At 66.2% G+C, this 18,499-nt stretch carries 16 protein-coding genes and 1 riboswitch; of the genes, 4 read left to right on the top strand and 12 right to left on the bottom strand.

Going from position 1 to position 18,499, the window contains the following annotated elements; genetic code table 11:
• Position 1 precedes the first annotated feature (1 nt).
• The 4 genes from AC3A6X_RS18715 to AC3A6X_RS18700 form a co-directional block, all read right to left on the bottom strand.
• Positions 2 to 985, bottom strand: a complete 984-nt coding sequence (locus AC3A6X_RS18715) for a glycosyltransferase family 2 protein (RefSeq protein WP_487843594.1) — start codon at positions 983 to 985, stop codon at positions 2 to 4.
• Positions 982 to 2,766, bottom strand: a complete 1,785-nt coding sequence (locus AC3A6X_RS18710) for an ArnT family glycosyltransferase (protein WP_487843593.1) — start codon at positions 2,764 to 2,766, stop codon at positions 982 to 984. The genes AC3A6X_RS18715 and AC3A6X_RS18710 overlap by 4 nt, the downstream gene beginning before the upstream one ends.
• Complete coding sequence (gene metH / locus AC3A6X_RS18705) at positions 2,766 to 5,525, bottom strand: methionine synthase (protein WP_487843592.1); 2,760 nt, start codon at positions 5,523 to 5,525, stop codon at positions 2,766 to 2,768. The genes AC3A6X_RS18710 and metH overlap by 1 nt, the downstream gene beginning before the upstream one ends.
• Positions 5,526 to 5,545: 20 nt before the next feature.
• Positions 5,546 to 5,640, bottom strand: a riboswitch (S-adenosyl-L-homocysteine riboswitch).
• An 8-nt stretch (positions 5,641 to 5,648) separates the two neighbouring features.
• Complete coding sequence (locus AC3A6X_RS18700) at positions 5,649 to 6,086, bottom strand: PACE efflux transporter (protein ID WP_309960563.1); 438 nt, start codon at positions 6,084 to 6,086, stop codon at positions 5,649 to 5,651.
• Between the two features lie 95 nt (positions 6,087 to 6,181).
• Here AC3A6X_RS18700 and AC3A6X_RS18695 point away from each other — a divergent pair, with 95 nt between their 5' ends.
• Positions 6,182 to 7,069, top strand: a complete 888-nt coding sequence (locus AC3A6X_RS18695) for a LysR family transcriptional regulator (RefSeq protein ID WP_487843591.1) — start codon at positions 6,182 to 6,184, stop codon at positions 7,067 to 7,069.
• A 113-nt stretch (positions 7,070 to 7,182) separates the two neighbouring features.
• Here AC3A6X_RS18695 and AC3A6X_RS18690 read toward each other — a convergent pair whose 3' ends face one another.
• On the bottom strand, positions 7,183 to 8,055 hold the full coding sequence (locus AC3A6X_RS18690) for an SH3 domain-containing protein (protein ID WP_487843590.1): 873 nt from the start codon (positions 8,053 to 8,055) through the stop codon (positions 7,183 to 7,185).
• A 154-nt stretch (positions 8,056 to 8,209) separates the two neighbouring features.
• Positions 8,210 to 9,262: a homocysteine S-methyltransferase family protein gene (locus AC3A6X_RS18685; RefSeq protein ID WP_487843589.1), complete on the bottom strand. Its 1,053-nt coding sequence runs from the start codon at positions 9,260 to 9,262 to the stop codon at positions 8,210 to 8,212.
• A gap of 122 nt (positions 9,263 to 9,384) precedes the next feature.
• On the opposite strand from AC3A6X_RS18685, the gene AC3A6X_RS18680 reads away from it, so the two are divergent.
• From AC3A6X_RS18680 to AC3A6X_RS18670, 3 genes are all read left to right on the top strand, one after another.
• Positions 9,385 to 9,858 (top strand): CesT family type III secretion system chaperone, encoded by a 474-nt coding sequence (locus AC3A6X_RS18680; RefSeq protein WP_487843588.1) that lies wholly within the window; start codon positions 9,385 to 9,387, stop codon positions 9,856 to 9,858.
• A gap of 205 nt (positions 9,859 to 10,063) precedes the next feature.
• On the top strand, positions 10,064 to 10,792 hold the full coding sequence (locus AC3A6X_RS18675; protein ID WP_487843587.1) for a hypothetical protein: 729 nt from the start codon (positions 10,064 to 10,066) through the stop codon (positions 10,790 to 10,792).
• A gap of 675 nt (positions 10,793 to 11,467) precedes the next feature.
• Positions 11,468 to 12,559 (top strand): hypothetical protein, encoded by a 1,092-nt coding sequence (locus AC3A6X_RS18670; RefSeq protein WP_487843586.1) that lies wholly within the window; start codon positions 11,468 to 11,470, stop codon positions 12,557 to 12,559.
• A 92-nt stretch (positions 12,560 to 12,651) separates the two neighbouring features.
• Here AC3A6X_RS18670 and hutG read toward each other — a convergent pair whose 3' ends face one another.
• The 6 genes from hutG to AC3A6X_RS18640 are packed head-to-tail and all read right to left on the bottom strand — an operon-like array spanning position 12,652 to position 18,498.
• Positions 12,652 to 13,467 (bottom strand): N-formylglutamate deformylase, encoded by an 816-nt coding sequence (gene hutG, locus AC3A6X_RS18665; RefSeq protein ID WP_487843585.1) that lies wholly within the window; start codon positions 13,465 to 13,467, stop codon positions 12,652 to 12,654.
• Positions 13,464 to 14,855, bottom strand: coding sequence for a formimidoylglutamate deiminase (locus AC3A6X_RS18660; protein WP_487843584.1), 1,392 nt, complete (start codon positions 14,853 to 14,855; stop codon positions 13,464 to 13,466). The genes hutG and AC3A6X_RS18660 overlap by 4 nt, the downstream gene beginning before the upstream one ends.
• Positions 14,852 to 16,132 carry an imidazolonepropionase gene (hutI, locus tag AC3A6X_RS18655; protein ID WP_487843583.1) on the bottom strand — a complete coding sequence of 427 codons (1,281 nt, stop codon included), beginning with the start codon at positions 16,130 to 16,132 and terminating at the stop codon, positions 14,852 to 14,854. Before hutI ends, AC3A6X_RS18660 begins: the two co-directional genes overlap by 4 nt.
• A 10-nt stretch (positions 16,133 to 16,142) precedes the next feature.
• Positions 16,143 to 16,733 (bottom strand): HutD/Ves family protein, encoded by a 591-nt coding sequence (locus AC3A6X_RS18650; RefSeq protein WP_487843582.1) that lies wholly within the window; start codon positions 16,731 to 16,733, stop codon positions 16,143 to 16,145.
• Positions 16,730 to 17,692, bottom strand: a complete 963-nt coding sequence (locus AC3A6X_RS18645) for a tripartite tricarboxylate transporter substrate binding protein (RefSeq protein ID WP_487843581.1) — start codon at positions 17,690 to 17,692, stop codon at positions 16,730 to 16,732. Before AC3A6X_RS18645 ends, AC3A6X_RS18650 begins: the two co-directional genes overlap by 4 nt.
• Positions 17,692 to 18,498: a phosphate/phosphite/phosphonate ABC transporter substrate-binding protein gene (locus AC3A6X_RS18640; protein ID WP_487843580.1), complete on the bottom strand. Its 807-nt coding sequence runs from the start codon at positions 18,496 to 18,498 to the stop codon at positions 17,692 to 17,694. Before AC3A6X_RS18640 ends, AC3A6X_RS18645 begins: the two co-directional genes overlap by 1 nt.
• Position 18,499 lies beyond the last annotated feature (1 nt).

Raw genomic sequence — 18,499 nt, 5'->3', positions numbered from 1 at the left:
GTCAGGGCCGGTCGACGGGCCCGCGATGCCGCACGCCCGGAATGGCCAGGTAGCGCAGGCGCTTGGCCTCCTGGCGGCCCTTGGTCACGGTGTGCAGCACGATGCCGCAGACAAAGGCGAGCATCGCGCTCAGCATGGTGCCGGTCAGCAGCACGGCGGTGGGCAGGCGCGGCACCAGGCCGGTCTCGAGGTAGGTCAGCGCCAGCGGCACGGCCGCCAGGACCGAGCCCAGCGCGAGCACGGTCGCGATGACCGAGAAGAACAGCAGCGGCCTCTCGCTCACGAACAGCTTGCAGATGGTCCTGAGGATGCGCCAGCCGTCGCGGTAGGTGGAGAGCTTGCTGTGCGAGCCCTCGAGCCGCGAGCGATAGCGCACCGGCAGCTCGGCGAAGGGCATGCGCAGCTCCAGCGCGTGGACCGTGAGCTCGGTCTCGATCTCGAAGCCTTCGGAGACCGCGGGGAAGGACTTGGCATAGCGCCGCGAGAACACGCGCAGGCCCGAGAGCATGTCGGTGAGCCGGCCGCCGAAGAGCGCCGCCACCGCGCCGGTGAGGAGGCGGTTGCCGAAGCGGTGGCCGGCGCGGTAGGTCTGGGCGTCGTGGCCGTCGTCCACGCGCGAGCCCACGACCATGTCGAGGTTGCCCTCCACCAGCGTGTCGACCAGACGGCGCAGCTCGCCCAGATCGTAGGTGGCGTCGCCGTCGACCATCACGTAGATGTCGGCCTCCACGTCCGCGAACATGCGGCGCGCCACGTTGCCCTTGCCGCGCAGGGCCACGTGGGTCACCTGGGCGCCGGCCGCCCCCGCGATGGCCGCGGTGTCGTCGCTGGAGGCGTTGTCGAAGACGTGGATCTCGGCCTCCGGCAGCGCGGCGCGGAACTCGTCCACCACCTGCGCGATGGCGAGCGCCTCGTTGTAGCAGGGGATCACCGCGGCGATGCGCAGCGCGGGCCACAGGGCGTTGGAAACAGGAGCTTCGTTCATGGTGCGGGGGGCAGGATACGGTACGCCTTGGCGCCGTCCTGCTCGAACATCAGGGCGAAGTGGCGGTTGAAGTCCTCATGGGCGGTCAGGGTGCGCGCCACTGCATCGGGCATCACGATGGCCTCGAAGCCCAGCCCGGCGAACCGGCGCGCGGCCTCGGCGCCCGGCAGCAGCGGGAAATCCGGATAGCGCCAGGGGCCGAGCGTATCGCCCCAGATCGGATTGGGCCCGTAGTAGATGGCCTCGCTCAGCGCGATCTGGTAGACGCGGCCCTTGGCGTGCTCGCGCACGTGGTTCATCACGGCATAGCCCGGCACGTTGGCCCGCAGGAAGGCCTCGCGGGCCGCGGGCGTGGGCGACACCTTGGCCAGCTCGCGCGTGGTGTGCCGGACCGACACCGCCGCCAGCACGGCCAGGAACAGGCCAGCCGCGATGCCGCCCGCACGCACCGGCCAGCCGGCACCGCCGCCCACGGGCAGCAGCCTGCGCAGCCCGCCGGCGATCCACCCCAGCAGCACCTGCCACCCCAGCACCGCCACCAGCGCGAGCAGCGGGAAAGAGGCCGTCATGTAGCGCGGATAGCGCGAGGTCAGGGCCCACACGAGCAGCGAGTAGGCGCAGAACACGATCGCCGCATGCACCGCGGGCGAGCGCCGCCAGGCCAGGCTGAAGGGCGCGAGCACCACCGGCCAGATCAGGAAGTTGGGCAGCGCGGCATGGGCGCGCACGTCGTCGACCTGGTTCTTGTAGTCGGCCAGGTTCCAGTTGCTGAAGCCGAACACCTTGGCGCCGATCGGGTTGAAGGGGTCGCCGGTCATCACGGCGTTGCGCGCGTACCAGTAGACGCAGGGCAGCAGGAAGCACAGGAGCCCCACCGCCCAGACGGCCGGCCGCCGCTCGCGCCGGATCACGAACCACGCGGCCAGCGGCAGAAAGGTCAGCGCCTGGTACTTGGAACCGGCCGCGAGGCCGAGGAAGAAGGCGGCCAGGGCCAGCCAGCGCGCGCCCTGCGCCGGCTGCGCCGCGTGCGACTCGTTCCACCACCACAGGGCGATCCAGGCGGACACGATGAACAGGGCGACGCCCATGTCGATCAGCGCGTTCGAGTAGTCGCCGATGCCGAGCCAGATGGCGGCGGCCGCACAGGCCAGCACCCGGTTCAGGTACTGCACGCCCAGGCGGTAGACCATCCACACCGACAGCCAACCCGCCAGCCCGTTCATGAAATGCGGCAGCGCGTCGTCGCCGACCAGCAGCGCGCCGGCATAGAGCAGGTTGTAGTTGTACGGGAACCACGGGTAGCGCAGCCACTCGTGGATGCCCAGCGTGCCGCTCTGGGCCACCTGGCGCGCATAGGGCAGGTGGTACATCAGCTCGTCGAAGGCCGCCGGCGGCGCCAGCGGCGCCAGCAGCGTGGGCAGCGCGACCAGCGCGAGCGCGGCCAGGGCCGCCTTCTCGACCCACGACAGGGACGGCCCGGGCTCGAGGGCGCGCGCCTGCCGCAGCCAGGCGGGGACCTGCACGCAGGCCGCGGCGAAGCCGACCGCGACCGTCAGCAGCACGCCGGGGAGGTTGAGCAGGCCCGCGATGCCCAGGGCCTGGAACACGCAGATGAAGATGCCGACGCCGAGCGCCGTGGTCATCGCCGTCTCGAGCCAGAAGTCGGGATGGACCAGCCCCCCGAGGCGCGCGAACAGCGCCCGTCCGAAGCCCCAGCACGCAGCAACGAAGATCGCGAGCGCCGCGTAGTGCGCGGCCGCGAATGTGAGTTTCTCGAACATCAGAGATTGGGCGCCAGCAGCCGCTCCAGGTCCGCCTCGCTCTCGTGGCGCCGCGCGGCCTGGTCCTGAAGCTGGTCGTGCCCGATCTTGCCGACGTTGAAGTAGGTGGCTTCCGGATGGCTCAGGTAGAAGCCGCTGACGCTGGCGGCGGGCATCATGGCCAGGCTCTCCGTCAGCGTCATGCCGATGTCCTGGCACTGCAGCACGTCGAACATCGGGCCCTTCACGCTGTGGTCCGGGCAGGCGGGGTAGCCGGGCGCGGGGCGGATGCCGCGGTACTTCTCGGCGATCATCGCCTCGTTGCTCAGGGCCTCGTCGTGCGCATAGCCCCAGAGGTCGGTGCGCACGCGGTGGTGCAGCGCCTCCGCGAAGGCCTCGGCCAGCCGGTCGGCCAGGGCCTTCAGCATGATGGCCGAGTAGTCGTCGAGGTCGTCGATGAAGAACTTCTCCTTCTTCTCGACGCCGATGCCCGCGGTGACGGCGAACATGCCCACGTAATCCGCCACGCCGCTGTCGCGCGGCGCCACGAAGTCGGCCAGGCAGCGGCTGGGGCGCATCACGCCCTCGATTGCCTGCTTCTCGGTTTGCTGGCGCAGGCCGTACCAGGTGAGCGCGGCCTGGGTGCGGGTCTCGTCGGTGTAGAGCGCGATGTCGTCGTGGTTCACCGTGTTGGCGGGCCAGAAGCCGATCACGCCGTTGGCCGTGAGCCAGCGGCCCTCGATCAGCCGCTTGAGCATGCGCTGGCCGTCGCCGAAGACGCGCACCGCCTCGCTGCCCACCACCTCGTCCTTGAGGATCGCGGGGAAGGGGCCGGCCAGGTCCCAGGTCTGGAAGAAGGGGCCCCAGTCGATGTACTTCGCCAGCTCGGTCAGGTCGAAGTTGCGGAACACGCGCCGGCCGATGAACTTCGGCACCGGCGGCACATAGCCCTGCCAGTCGATCGGCGTCTTGTTGGCGCGCGCCTTGGCCAGCGGCCACAGCGGCACCTGCTTCTTGTTGGCATGCAGGTGCCGCACCTTGTCGTAGTCGGTGTTGAGCTCGTCGATGTAGGCCGCGGCCTGGTCCGAAAGCAGCGACTGCGCCACGCTCACGCTGCGCGAGGCATCGGGCACGTAGACCACCGGCCCCTCGTAGTGCGGCGCGATCTTCACCGCCGTGTGTACGCGGCTGGTGGTGGCGCCGCCGATCAGCAGCGGGATCTTGCGGATGCGGAAATGCTCGTCTTTCTGCATCTCGCCGGCGACGTACTGCATCTCCTCGAGGCTGGGCGTGATCAGGCCCGACAGGCCCACGATGTCCGCGCCCTCGACCTTGGCACGCGCCAGGATCTCGTGGCAAGGGACCATCACGCCCATGTTCACCACTTCGAAGTTGTTGCACTGGAGCACGACGGTGACGATGTTCTTGCCGATGTCATGCACGTCGCCCTTGACGGTGGCGATGATGATCTTGCCCTTGCTGCGCACGTCGCGGCCCGCGGCCTCGTCCTGGCGCTTTTCTTCCTCGATGTAGGGGATCAGGTGCGCCACGGCCTGCTTCATCACGCGCGCCGACTTCACCACCTGGGGCAGGAACATCTTGCCGGCGCCGAACAGGTCGCCGACCACGTTCATGCCGTCCATCAGCGGGCCCTCGATCACGTGCAGCGGCCGGCCGCCCTTGGCCAGGATGGCCTGGTAGGCCTCCTCGGTGTCCTCGACGATGAAGTCGGTGATGCCGTGCACCAGCGCATGCGACAGGCGCTGGCTGACCGAGACCGGCTGCTCCGGCGTGCCGCGCCATTCGAGCTTCTTGCTGTCGTCCTTGGCGCCGCTCTTGGCGCTCTCGGCCACCTCAACCAGGCGCTCGCCAGCGTCAGGCCGGCGGTTGAGCACCACGTCCTCCACGCGCTCGCGCAGACCCGCCTCGAGGTCGTCGTACACGCCGACCATGCCGGCGTTGACGATGCCCATGTCCATGCCGGCCTGGATCGCGTGGTAGAGGAACACCGTGTGAATGGCCTCGCGCACCGGGTCGTTGCCGCGGAAGCTGAAACTCACGTTCGACACGCCGCCCGAGACCTTCGCGCCCGGCAGGTTCTTCTTGATCCAGCGCGTGGCCTCGATGAAGTCCACCGCGTAGTTGTTGTGCTCCTCGATGCCGGTGGCGATCGCGAAGATGTTGGGGTCGAAGATGATGTCCTCGGGCGGGAAGCCCACCTCGTCGACCAGGATGCGGTAGGCGCGCTCGCAGATCTCGATCTTGCGTTCGTAGGTGTCGGCCTGGCCCTTCTCGTCGAAGGCCATCACGACCGCCGCGGCGCCGTAGCGGCGCAGCAGCGTCGCCTGGTGCTTGAAGCCCTCCACGCCCTCCTTCATGCTGATCGAGTTGACGATGCCCTTGCCCTGGATGCAGCGCAGGCCGGCCTCGATCACCTCCCACTTGGAGCTGTCGATCATGATCGGCACGCGCGCGATGTCGGGCTCGCTGGCGATGAGGTTGAGGAAGCGCACCATCGCGGCCTTGCTGTCGAGCATGGCCTCGTCCATGTTGATGTCGATCACCTGCGCGCCGTTTTCGACCTGCTGGCGCGCCACCGCCAATGCTTCCTCGAACTGGCCGTTGAGGATCATGCGGGCGAAGGCCTTGGAGCCGGTGACGTTGGTGCGCTCGCCGATGTTGACGAACAGCGTGCCCTCGCCGATGCGCACCGGCTCCAGGCCGGACAGCTTCATCGGGGGCGGGGAGATTGGGACGGGAGAGGAAGAATCGGAAGACATGGGCTCACCTGCGAACGGAAATCAGGCGAGCGTCGTTGCACTCCAGAAGATGGAAGCCCAAGCCTGACGCGGCGCCCTCGACAAGGGAGGCCGCGCTGCAACGCTCCTTGGGAGCCGGCGATTTTACGCCGGCTGCACCGCGCCGGACGCCGAAGCGGGCAGGCCGAAGATCCCGTCGAAGGCCCAGTTGAAGACGAAGGTGTAGATGAGGAAGAACACCACCAGGCCCAGGTCCATCACCAGCGCCTGCCACAGGCTCACGTCCAGCCACCAGGCGAAGACCGGCACCAGGAAGGCCACCAGCCCGCCCTCGAAGCCGATCGCGTGGGCGATACGGCGGCGCAGGCTCCGGCCGCGCACGGCCTGGCGCGACTCCCAGCGCTCGAACAGGGCATTGAACGTGAGGTTCCAGAGGATGGCGATGCCCGAGGCCAGCACGGCCGCCACGCCGGAATGGCCGGCGCTCTGGCCCGTCATCAGCGCCAGCCCGGCACTGGCCGCGACGATGGCGATGGCCTCGTAGAGCGAGATGTAGACGATCCGGCGCTTGAGCCCTTGCATGAAATCATTCCCGTTTTGTTGCTGCGTTGGGCTCGACTTTATGTGTCTGTCACTGATATAAGAAGTCATCTTCCTTCAGTTTTATTGACAGATCGATGAGCTTCAGCAGCGACAACGTGGAGGTCTTCCTGGCCGTGCTCGATCATGGCTCCTTCTCGGCTGCCGCCCGGGCGCTGCACCGCGTGCCCTCGGCCGTCAGCATGGCGATCGCCAACCTCGAGGCGGAGCTGGACCTCTCGCTTTTCGACCGCAGCGGCCGCGAGCCCCAGCCCACCGCCGCCGCGCGCTCCCTGGAGCCGCAGGCGCGGCTGCTGGCGGCCCAGCTCCAGCAGTTGCAGGTGCAGGCGCTGGCCCTGACCCAGGGCCTGGAAAACCGGCTGACGCTGGCCATCGCGCCCGAGCTCCTGGCCGCGCCGTGGAGCGGGCCGCTGGCCACGCTGGCGCAGGAATATCCGCAGCTGGAAGTCGAGGTGCTGGCCGCGCCGCAGGCCGATGCGCTGGCCCTGCTGCACAGCGGCCGGGCGCAGCTGGCGCTGGTCTTCGAGCGCCCCAGCCTGGACGGGCGTGAGGCCTTTCAGGAAGTGGCCAACGAGATGATGGTGGCGGTGATCGCGCCCGCCCACCCGGTGCTGGCCAGCGCCGGCGGCCGCCTGCGCGAGGACCATCTGCGAACCACCCGCCAGATCGTGGTGGCGGGCCGCGACCTGGCCACCCGCGACCCGCGCTTCGAGTTTGCGCGCCATGTCTGGCGCACCGACAACGCGCTGGCCGCCCTGAGCCTGATCACCGCCGGCCTGGGCTGGGGCTGGCTGCCGCGCAACTTCGCCCGGCCGCACGTGGCGGCGGGGGCGTTGGTGGAAATTCCCTTCGAGAACCTCTCGAATGGGCTGGACCTGTGGGTGGACGTGGTCTGGTCGCGCGAGCGCCCGCTGGGCCTGGGCGCACAGCGCTTCGTGGCGCTGATCGCGCGCAAGAAGAAATAAGGTTTGCCTTGCGCTCCGTATTGCTCCCTCTCCCCCTGGGAGAGGGCTGGGGTGAGGGCACCGGGCGCATCCACCGCCACATGATTTCAACGTGACGGTCTCTGTATCGCCCCCTAAGGCCGATCGTCCGACGACGATGGCGGCCGGTTGATCCGGTCCATCTGCCGCTGCCGCAGATCCGCCCCGGGCATGGCCGGAGCCGGCCCGGGCGGCCGACCGCCCGCTTGCCCCGGATGCACCTGCGGCGGACGAGCCCCTGGCTGCATGCCCGGCGGCTGAGCGTGCTGCTGGGGCGGCACCACCCCAGGAACGGCCCGCGGCTGCCGGAAGTCAGGCCCCGGTTGCGGCGGCCGAACGTCACGATCGGGCCGCGGCGGCCGGAACCCGTGATCCTGCGGCGGGCGCTGCCCGGGCGGCTGCTGCCAGCCCGGCTGCGGCCGGAAGCCCGGGTCCGGATGCGGCTGGTAGCCACGGCCCGGATGCGGCCGATAACCCGAGTCGCGGTCATGCCAGGGCCGCGGCTGCCAGTCCGGCCGCGGCGCCGGCACCGGGCGCCAGCCTGCCACCGGGGGCGGCGGCCGATGACCATGCCACCAGCGCTGCTCGCGGTACCACGGCCGGTCGCGGTAATGGTCGGCCCAGTAGTTGCCGATCGTGAAGCCGACGATCGGCACGCCGATGGTCGCGCCGTAGCTCGCCAGGGGCAGGCGCCGGTTGTCGTAGATGTAGTCGATGGCGCCTGCATACACCCAGCCGCGCAGGCCGTCTGGCAGCACCACGTCGCACCAGCTGTAGCCGCTGATGCAGCCCAGCACCTCGAAGGGCTGGCCGGGGCCCAGCCGGGCCACCACCGGGTAATCGCCCGAAGGGCCCGCCCGGAGGTTGACGGTGCTGCGCGCGACGGCCTCCTGGGCCGCCGCGGCAATCGGAAGCGCGAGCGCGAGAGTTCCGATGCCGATCCAGCGTTTCGCGAGCTTGTTGTTCATGGTGCCTCCTTGATGAACTTCAGGGCAGGCCGCGCGCCCAGGGGTTGCCATTGGGCCACGGCCTTCCCGTCCAACGGCGCCGCTGGGGAGGCGGTGCACCGCCATAACCCTTGGAGAGCTTCTTCATCCGGCCTTTACAGGCCGCTGGCCGCGCTCAGGCCGCCTCGGCCTCGGAATAGAAGGCGGCGCGATGCAGCGCCCGCCCCGCCAGCGGCGACACCGCCTGCCCGATGGCCGCGATGTGCTCCGGCGTAGTGCCGCAGCAGCCGCCCACGATGTTGACCAGCCCTTCGGCGGCGAACTCGTGCAGGAGGCGCGAAGTGACCTCGGGCGTCTCGTCGAAGCCCGTCTCGCTCATCGGATTGGGCAGGCCGGCATTGGGGTAGCAGCTGATGAAGGTGTCGTCGGCCACCCGCGCCAGCTCCTGGATGTAGGGCCGCATCAGCGCCGCGCCCAGCGCGCAGTTCAGCCCGATGGCCAGCGGACGCGCATGGCGCACGCTGTGCCAGAAGGCGGTGACGGTTTGCCCGCTGAGGATGCGGCCGGAGGCGTCGGTCACCGTGCCGCTGATGATCAGCGGCAGGCGCTCGCCGCTCGCCTCGAAGTACTCGTCGACCGCGAACAGCGCGGCCTTGGCGTTGAGCGTGTCGAAGATGGTCTCGACCAGCAGCACGTCGGCGCCGCCTTCGACCAGCGCCTCCACCTGCTCGTAGTAGGAGGCGCGCAGCTCCTCGAAGCTCACGTTGCGCGCGCCGGGATCGTTCACGTCGGGGCTGATGCTGGCGGTCTTGGGCGTCGGGCCGAGGGCGCCGGCCACGAAGCGCGGCTTGTCGGGCGTGCTGAACTTGTCGCAGGCGGCGCGCGCGATGCGGGCCGATTCGAGGTTCATCTCGCGCGCGAGATCGGCCATCTTGTAGTCCTCCTGCGCGATGCGGGTGGCGCCGAAGGTGTTGGTCTCGATCAGGTCGGCGCCGGCGGCCAGGTAGCCCTCGTGAATGTCGCGGATTACCTCGGGGCGGGTCAGCGAGAGCAACTCGTTGTTGCCCTTCACGTCGCGCGGAAAGTCCTTGAAGCGCTCGCCGCGGTACTGAGCTTCGGTGAGCTTGAAGCGCTGGATCATCGTTCCCATGGCGCCGTCGAGGATGGCGATGCGGGTGGCGAGGATGGCGGGGAGCTGCTGGGCGCGCGTGTAGGCGAGGGGCTTCATGGGGGGGATTGTAGGAAGGGCTCGACATCCCTTTCGGAGCCTTGGCCTTGCGCCTCCGAATGAACGGATGGAACCAACCCGCCGCCAGGGGTTACGCACTTAGGCGCGCTGCTGAGTCCGCTGTGGACAAGGGCGCAATCAGGAACTCCACCATGAACCAAAGCCAATTCAACGGCATCTGCGAAGCCGCCGCCCGTGCATTGCATGTCGAACCTTCGAAGCAGGACGGGCGCTACTCACTCTCGATCGACGAGGTCGAAGTCCTGATGGACTTCGAGGACACGGAAGACGGCGACGCGCTCTTCTTCTACATCGACCTGGGCGACACCGACTCGCACGAGCGCGCCGAGGTTTGCGAGCAGCTCCTGCAGCTCAACCTGCGCACGCACGGAACGCTCCGAGGCGCCTACGCATTCGACGCCGGCTCGTCGCGTGCGATTTTTTGCGGCGAGCTTCGCGATGACGAAGCGCTCGATGGCGAATTCGTGGCGGAGATGCTTCGTTTTCACCTTGAGGAAACCAAGACGGCGCGGGAAGTCATCGGCGTGCGGGCGTCAGACGGCCACGGCGTCCTCCTGACCAGCGTGCTGGCTTGACTGGCGTTTGCCATTTCTCAACTGTTTCATACAACCATCGGAAACTCGATTAATGAACACTGGAAAATCATATAACAACACCGGAAGATCACTTCCAACCCCGCCCGACTCGGCTCACAAGGTCCAAAGCAAAAATAGGCAGATACCTCCGAAGCCAGAGAACTTAGCGTCCCTTGTCCCGCAATCGCCGTCAGAGCGGCCTCAGATGCCGGTCCTCCGGCAGGAATTTCAAGACGACTTGACGGCGGAAGCAACAGGAAAACCGGAAAGCCAAACATCTGCTCCGGATAATCCGCCTTCGCCAATACTCCATCTGCTTCTCGTGTCTACGACAGACCACACCAAACTCGCGCAACCGCAGCCAAACTCCGAAAGCGTCGATTCGCCATCCGAAATTCATCTAGAGATGCCGCCCGGAGAGACCTTACGCAGCAACGTCCAGCGCCGCCCCACGGAATCTCGCTCCGGCAAGCGGCCGGCCTTCCTCAAATCAATCAAGCTCGAACCTCAAGAAACGAAAAATAGTTCACCGCAATTTTTACCAACGTATTCATTGAGCCCAAGGCCCCTTTGTCGACTCAATGAAAATGACATCGTCAATTTTGATCAAAAACTCGACGACCTCGCAGCCGAGTTGGAGGACGAGTTCTCAGACGCCTTGAAAGAATCGAATAATCCGCAAAAGGAATCGAAAAAATCGAACAAACTCGCAGCCTCTTTGGACGATTTGAGAATAGAAGCTCATGAGATTCCGGTTCGAAACCCATCAGGAGCCAATAGTCCAGAAAAAAAGCCTGTTCGGCGACAATTGCAGCGCGTAAGCCATGCAAAGAACTTGCCGACGACTTATCGCCTCCGACGGGAAACTGTTCCTCGCTCAAATACCGTCATTCAAAACAGCCCAAGCGACGCAGGCTCTGGATCTGAAAATTGATGACGGCAAAAGCAATTAATCTGAGCAACTTGAGCGTGCAAGCTTGCATCCTCGGCAATAAGAAGCAACCGCCGCGCCTACACCTCAACCCTTCATACAACGGGCACCTCTCGCACTCATCGATGCCGCTGAAGTTCAGATGAAGATATTCGCGCAAAACCCCAAGCCAGCCACATCAACAGATCAATTCGAATGCTTCGACGGCCGAAATCTGTGCTGTGGTTCTGCCAATGCCCCTCGATTGCACACCGGCCTAAATGGCATTTCTCACCGGATTTCGGAAAATTCAAACGCCAACCTTGCCAGCAAAATAGATCGCGTCACGTGACATCCCTCAGAAGTTCCAATTCACATATTTATTGTTTTTAAAGGAAAAATCATGGAGAAAAGCAGTTACATACAAAAACGTTTGTAAACCCACTTTACAGAGATAAAGATCAAGAAAAAACAAATGAAGGCGCTCAAAGGCCCGAGGAAAAAATTCTAAACATCATCGTTCCTGAAAAAAAGGAGAAATCAAATCTTGTACCGAAAAAATACAAATCAACCACCCCCAGAGACTCCAGAATTCGAAGTACAACAGAAAGAACTCCTATCGGTCTGACGCCTGCTCGTCGCAAGGGCAAACCGGAAGCAGGCCTAACCAAAATTGAACCGCCGGTGTTTTCAGCGAAAATGTCTGACGCGGTGAGTCCGCGAGGCAAATATTCGACAACCAAACGCTCGCCCATTATGGAGAAGAAAAAATCCGATAAATCACTCGAACCTGTCATTGCAGAAGACGTCGTCATTGAAGAAAATGTCGTCATTGCAGAGAACGTCGCCATTGCAGAAGACGTCGCCATTGCAGAAGACGTCGCCATTGCAGAAGACGTCGTCAATGCAGAAAAGAAAAACGAGAGCGAAGAGCGCTTTGAAACTGCCAAGCTTGAATTGGTTGAGTTTCATCATGCAATTACAGTCGATGAGGATTCCGAGTTTTATCAAAAACAGAGAATAACGACTGACGCAAGGAAACAACTTGCGCACAAAAATAGGTCGAGCATTCTTCCCTCAAAAGCTAGCCAGATCAAGCAAATTGCAAGACCCGTCGGTGACATGATCCAGGAGCTGAATGAGCCAGGCTCTGCAAGTGAGATGTTGCGGTCCCTGAACATTCTTCACTATGTCAATAGTGGAGTGACCGTTCTTGACAAAAGCTGTCACCCGGAAATTGAATTGTTCCCGAAAGATGCGTTTAAATTTTTAAACGAAGAGAAAATCACATGTCTAAGACTTCTTTACCTCTCCGTGGAGAAGCACTTGAATCTCAGGCAACGCAAGGAATTGGGATCATCAGATTTTGATCAATTGGATGGGAAACTCAGGCTTCAACTGGTCGGCCCCATGATACGGGAACTAAATTACCCAGACTCTGCGAGCAAGGCAATGCGAGCCTTGAACCTTCTTCGTTATCTCTATAGCGAAGAAACCGTTCTTGACAAAATTATTCACCCGGAGATTGAGATCTTCGCGTCACATTCGGTGCGTTTTTCAACTGAAAGTTTGGCCACCAACCTGGAAGTTCTCTTCAATGAGTTAAAGGAATTCCTTAGCCCCAAGCAGCAAGGTGCATTCCAATTTGCCTTCAGCGCAATGAAAAAAGGCAAAGAAAAAAAAGGCATTCCCTCTTTTGAATTATTGAGTACCGAACTCAATTGGCAACTGAGAATTCAGGTTGAGGCCGATAAGCGTGAACGTTTAATTCAGACTCAGGGCGATCTTTGATTTGAGACCGAGGACGCCTGCGTTGCTCGGTTCTTTGATTGCAATTTTCTGCTCGCAGTCGGGCAGGGGGTGATGGTAGTTGGAAGAATTCATTACCGATTTTCGACAAACTCCAACACCTCCTCCACCATCCTCCGCACCACCGGCTGCACGCGGATGGCGGTTTCGGGCAGGTACGCAAAGGGCAGCTGCTCCTCCATGTAGCTCGCCTGCGTCATTTCGAGCTGCACCGCATGCACGCCGCCCGCGGGATTGCCGTAGGTGCGCGTGATATGCCCTCCCTTGAAGCGGCCGTCCAACACCGCGGTATGGCCGCTAGCCGATGAGGCGATCCGGAGCAGCGCATCAGCCAGCGCCGGATCGCAGCTCGTTCCTCCCCCAGTCCCTAGATTGAGATCGGTCAGCCGTCCTTCGAAGAAGCGCGGCAGCACCGAGCGGATCGAATGCGCGTCCCACAGCGCGACGGTGCCGTGCAACTGCTTCATGCGCTCCAGTTCGGCCGCCAGCTTCTGGTGATACGGCCTCCAGATCGCATCCACGCGCGCCGCAATCTCAGCCTCGCCCGGCACATCGCCGGCGGCGTAGAGCGCGGTCTTGTCGAAGGTGTCGACGGGGCACAGGCCGGTGGTGTCCTGGCCCGGGTAGAGGTTCTGGTTGTCCGGCGGCCGGTTCAGGTCGATCACGTAGCGCGAATGCGTCGCCACGAGCACGGAAGCGCCCAGCTCGTCGGCGAAGTCGTAAAGGCGCTCCAGGTGCCAATCGGTGTCGGGCACCTGCCTCGCCTCCTCGGTCAGCCGCGCGGCGAGCGCGGGCGGGACGTGGGTGCCGACATGCGGCATGGAGATCAGCAGCGGTCGCGTGCCCTGGCGGAAGCGGAAGGGCGGCTCGGTGGTTTCGAAGAAGTTCATGACGGTGAATCCGTGAGCAATTGGCTGCGCGCCGCGACGAAGGCCGCCGCCGCATCGTGGTGAAGAGGATGCCGTCCGCCGGCGACGCGTGGCCGGCCGGCCACCCAGGCCGCGGCGATCGCGTTGCTGCGATGGCTGGCGAAGACGTGCGAGGACAGCATGTCGCTTCCGCCGAGGCCGGCGAGCGCGGGGTGGTCGGCGTCGAGCATCACAAAGTCGGCCTGCTGGCCCACAGCCAGGCCCGCCACCGCGCGACCTGAAGCCTGCGCCCCGCCCTGCACGGCCGCGAGCGTCAGGGCGGTCGCGACGCTGGGCTGGGCCGCATCGGCGCCGATGTTGCGCTGCCGGGTCGCGAGGCGCTGGCCGTATTCGAGCATCAGCAGTTCCTCGGCCACGTTGACGCACGCGTGGCTGTCGGAGCCCACGCCCCAGCGCCCGCCGTTCGCGCGCCAGGCACCGAAGTCGAACAGGCCGTCGCCGAGGTTGGCCTCGGTGGTAGGGCACAGCCCCGCGACCACGGCGCTCGCGGCCGCACGGCGGTACTCGTCCGCATCCATGTGCGTGGCATGGACCAGGCACCAGCGGGCATCGACCGGCGCATGGTCGAGCAGCCAGGCGACGGGGCGCTGGCCGCTCCAGGCGAGGCAGGCCTCGACCTCGGCGGTCTGCTCGGCGATGTGGATGTGGATGGGCGCGGTGGCATCGATCGCATCCAACCCAACGAGTACATCGCGCAAGGCCTCGGGCGCGACCGCGCGCAGCGAATGCGGCGCGAGGCCGAGGCGCGCGCGCTGCGACTCGCACGCGGGGCGCAGGCGCTCAAGCAGCCGCAGCATCGATTCCGTCGAACGCACGAAGCGCCCTTGCCCCGCGTTCGGCGGCTGGCCGCCGAAGCCGCTGGCCTGGTAGAGCACGGGCAGCAGGGTCAGGCCGATGCCAGCACGGTCGGCTGCGCGCAGCAGCGCTAGCGCAAGCTCGGCATCGTCGGCATAGGGCCGGCCGTCGCGGTCGTGGTGCAGGTAGTGGAACTCGCAGACCGAGGTGTAGCCGGCTTCGAGCATCTCGACATAGAGCCAGGTGGCGATGGCCTCCACCTGCGCCGGAGAGAGTTGCGCCGCGAAGCGGTACATCAGGCTGCGCCAGCTCCAGAAGCTGTCTTCGCCGCTGCCGCGGAATTCGGTGAGGCCGGCGAAGGCACGCTGGAAGGCGTGCGAATGCAGGTTGGGCATGCCGGGGATGATGGGGCCGCTTGCGGTCGGCGTGCCTGCATGTGGTTGCGTATCGACCTGCACCCGCATGAGCTGGCCTGCGTCGTTCCACGTCAGCAGGACGTCCTTCGACCAGCCTGCCGGAAGCAGCGCATCTTGCGCGAAGAGCGCGTTGCTCACGGTCGCCTGCCCTCACCCTGCCCTCTCCCGGAGGGAGAGGGAAAAGCAACACGCCCCTGCCGCACCACGATGCGCGCAGGCCTGTGGCCGAGCCAGTACGCCAACTCGGCCGCCTCGCGCACGTCCCACAGTACGAAGTCGGCCGGCCGCCCCACGCCGAGCACGCCATGCGTGTCCTCGAGGCCCAGTGCCTTCGCCGCATGCACGGTGACCCCGGCCAGCGCCTCGGGCACCGTCAGGCGGAACAGCGTGCAGGCCATGTTCACCATCAGCAGCAGGCTCAGCGCCGGCGAGGTGCCGGGGTTGTGGTCGGTCGACACGGCCATCGGCACGCCGGCCGTGCGCAGCGCCTCGATGGGCGGCAGGTGCGTGTCGCGCAGCGTGTAGTAGGCGCCCGGCAGCAGCACGGCCACCGTGCCGGCCTCGCGCATGGCGGCGATGCCCTCGGGGGAGAGGTGCTCGATGTGGTCGCACGACAGCGCCCCGTAGCGCGCCGCCAGCGCCGCACCGCCCATGTCGGACAGCTGCTCGGCATGCAGCTTGACCGGCAGGCCCAGCGCGCGGGCCGCCTGGAACACGCGCTCGGTCTCTTCCAGCGAAAAAGCAATGCGTTCGCAGAAGACATCGACCGCGTCGATCAGCCCCTCGGCAGCGAGCGCGGGCATCATCTCCCGGCACACGGCTTCGATGTAGTCGCCGCTGCGGCCCGCGTACTCCGGCGGCAGCGCATGGGCACCGAGGAAGGTGGTGCGCACGGTCACGCCATACACCTCGCCCAGCCGCCGCGCCACGCGCAGCTGCTTGCGCTCGTGTTCGAGCGAGAGGCCGTAGCCGGACTTGATCTCGATCGCGCACACGCCATCGGCCAGCAGCTGCTCCAGCCGCGGCGCGGCCTGGACGAAGAGCTGGTCCTCGTCGGCCTCGCGCGTGGCGCGCACCGAGGAGACGATGCCGCCGCCGGCTTTCGCAATCTCCTCGTAGCTCGCCCCCGCGAGGCGCATCGCGAACTCGTTGGCGCGCTGGCCGCCGTAGACCAGGTGCGTGTGGCAGTCGATCAGGCCGGGGGTGACGAGCGCGCCTGCGCCGTCGTGACGTGGCGCATTGGCAAAGCGCTCGGGCACGGCGCCGCTGTCGCCGATCCAGCCGATACGGCCCTGCTCCACGGCGATTGCCGCTTGCGCACCCTCGGGCAGCGACACATCGGGTGCCGCGCCGGGCGCCAGCCGCAGGCCCGTCCACAGGCCGTCGGCGGAAGGAAGTTGGTTCGGGGTTGTCATGGTTCGTCTCTCAAGGCCGCGGGTCGGCGGGCAGGATGCGCACCACGGCCAGGCGTGCATCCGGGCTCGCCGGCGCGGCCTGCCACGCGTGCGGCGCCTCGGTCCAATGCAGGCCCTCGCCTTCGCGGCAGAGCTGACCTTCGCCATCCAGGCGCCAGTCGCCACGCAAGGCCAGCAGCACGCCATGCGAGGCGGGCGCAATCTTGGCTGCGCCGTCGAGCACCTGCACCTCCGCGCGCCACTGTCCGCGCCGCGTCATCACATTGAAGTCGCTCGACGCGCCGCACTGCAGCGTGCAATCGATCTCCGCATCGCCGGGAAAGGCGAAGGGCCGGTGCGGCATGTCGAGCCGATGATCGATGCGCCCATCGCGCGAGTGCAGGCGAACGCCCTCGCCATCCAGCAGCGTGATGCTGCGGTCCACGCCCGCGAAGACCGAGAAGGGCCCCGCAGCCGCGATGGTCGCGATGCTCACGCGCCAGCCGAAGTCGGACAGGCCGGCGCCCGGCGGCCAGCAGGCAATCTCCTGCGTGGTGCCGCCGCCGTTCTTCCAGGGCGTCGCGGGCAGCGTGGCGCGCGAGAAGCGATGAAGCGCCATCATTCCGGCTTGATGTTCTGCTTGCGGATCACATCGGCCCAGCGCACGGTCTCGGCCTGGATCTCGGTGGCGAGCTCCTGCGGCTTGCCGCCGCCGGGCTCGAGCCCCTGCGCCGCGAACTTCTCCCGGATCGCGGGCTTGGCGAGCGCACGCGCGCTCTCGGCATTGAGCCGATCGATGATGGGCGCGGGCGTGCCGGCCGGCGCCATCAGCGCATACCAGGACACGGCTTCGAAGCGCGGCAGCCCTTGCTCGGCGATGGTCGGCAGCTCGGGCATGGTGGCCGAGCGCTTGATGCTGGCGACGCCGAGCGCACGCAGCTTGCCCGACTTGACGTGCGGCAGCACCGCCGACATGGCGCCGAACATCATGGTCACCTGCCCACCCACCACGTCGTTGAGTGCGGGGCCGATGCCCTTGTAGGGCACGTGAATGAGCTTCACCTCGGCACTGAGCGCCATCAGCTCGCCGGCCAGGTGCGCCTGGCTGCCCGCGCCGGGCGATGCGAAGCTGAGCGTGCCGGGCTTCTGCTTTGCGAGCGCGAGCAGTTCCTTGAGCGACTTGGCGGGCACGTCCGCGTTGACCACCAGCACGTTCTCGACGGTCGCGAGCATGGCGACGGGCGCCAGCTCGCTGGCCTTGTAGGGCAGCGTGGGAAAGAGGCTCGGGTTCACCGCCACGTTGCCCACGGGCACGATGCCCACGGTGTAGCCATCGGGCATGGCCTTGGCGATCTGCTCGACGCCGATGTTGCCGGCGGCACCCACCTTGTTCTCCACCACGAAGGGCTGGCCAAGGGCCTCGGAGAGCTCCTGCCCGATGACGCGCGCCAGCACATCGGCCGGGCCGCCGGGTGCGAAGGGCACGATGACGCGCACGGGCTTGGAGGGATAGGGCTGCGCATGCGCGATCAAGGGCGCGACGAGCAAAGGCAACAGAAGGGCAAGACGACGCTGGATCATCAGAGTTCCTCGAAGGTGGGAAGGTCGGGACGAGCGATCTGCGCGAGGACCTCGTAGTCCGCGGGATCGGGCACGGCGAAGCCGGCAAGCAACAAGCGTTCCGTGATTGCGCGCAGCTCCGGTGCCTTCGCGCTGGCCTGCAGCGCCTCGCGCAGGCGCGCGAGTTCGTCCGGCTTCAACGCGGCCGTGGCGACCAGCGGCGGGATCGGCCGCGCCTCGGTGCTGGCGATGATGCGCACCTGCTGCGCGAAGGCGGGCTCGTGGTGTTGCAACAGGTCGTGGTAGTAGCTGTCGAGCGGGCCGACGTCGATGGTGCCGGCGGCCAACGCCTCGATCACGCCGCGCGCGTGGATCAGGTTGCCGACGGCCTTGCGGTAGAGGCGCGCTCCCCGCGCTTCGCGGTAAGGCGCGAGGTGGTTCGCCAAGGCCACGCCGCCCGACATCGAATCGGCCAGCGTGTAGCCAACCACGCCGCCGAAAGTGTCTTCGAGGCGCTGGTACGGCGCGTCGGCGCGCACGACGATGTCGGTGAAGTAGACCGGCCGGCCGCCGTAGCGCGCGGGCGACGGCACCGGCGCGGCGACCAGGGTGGGCCGCGGCGTGCGCTGCGAGAAGGGCAGCCCGCACATCATCGCCAGGCCCAGGTCGTCGCGCGCCCACAGTGCGGAGAGCGGCGCGGGCGCGTCGTAGTCGATCACCTCCCAGCCGAGCTCCGCGCGCGCGAGCACCCACGCGAGCAGGGTCTTCCAGTCGGCCCGCGCCGAGGCGTTGGCCGAGTACATGCGCGCGTTGGCGACCAAGGCCATG

It is taken from the genome of Variovorax sp. Soil_C_12 (genome assembly GCF_057657375.1).
This window is presented reverse-complemented; position numbering and strand designations above follow the sequence as displayed.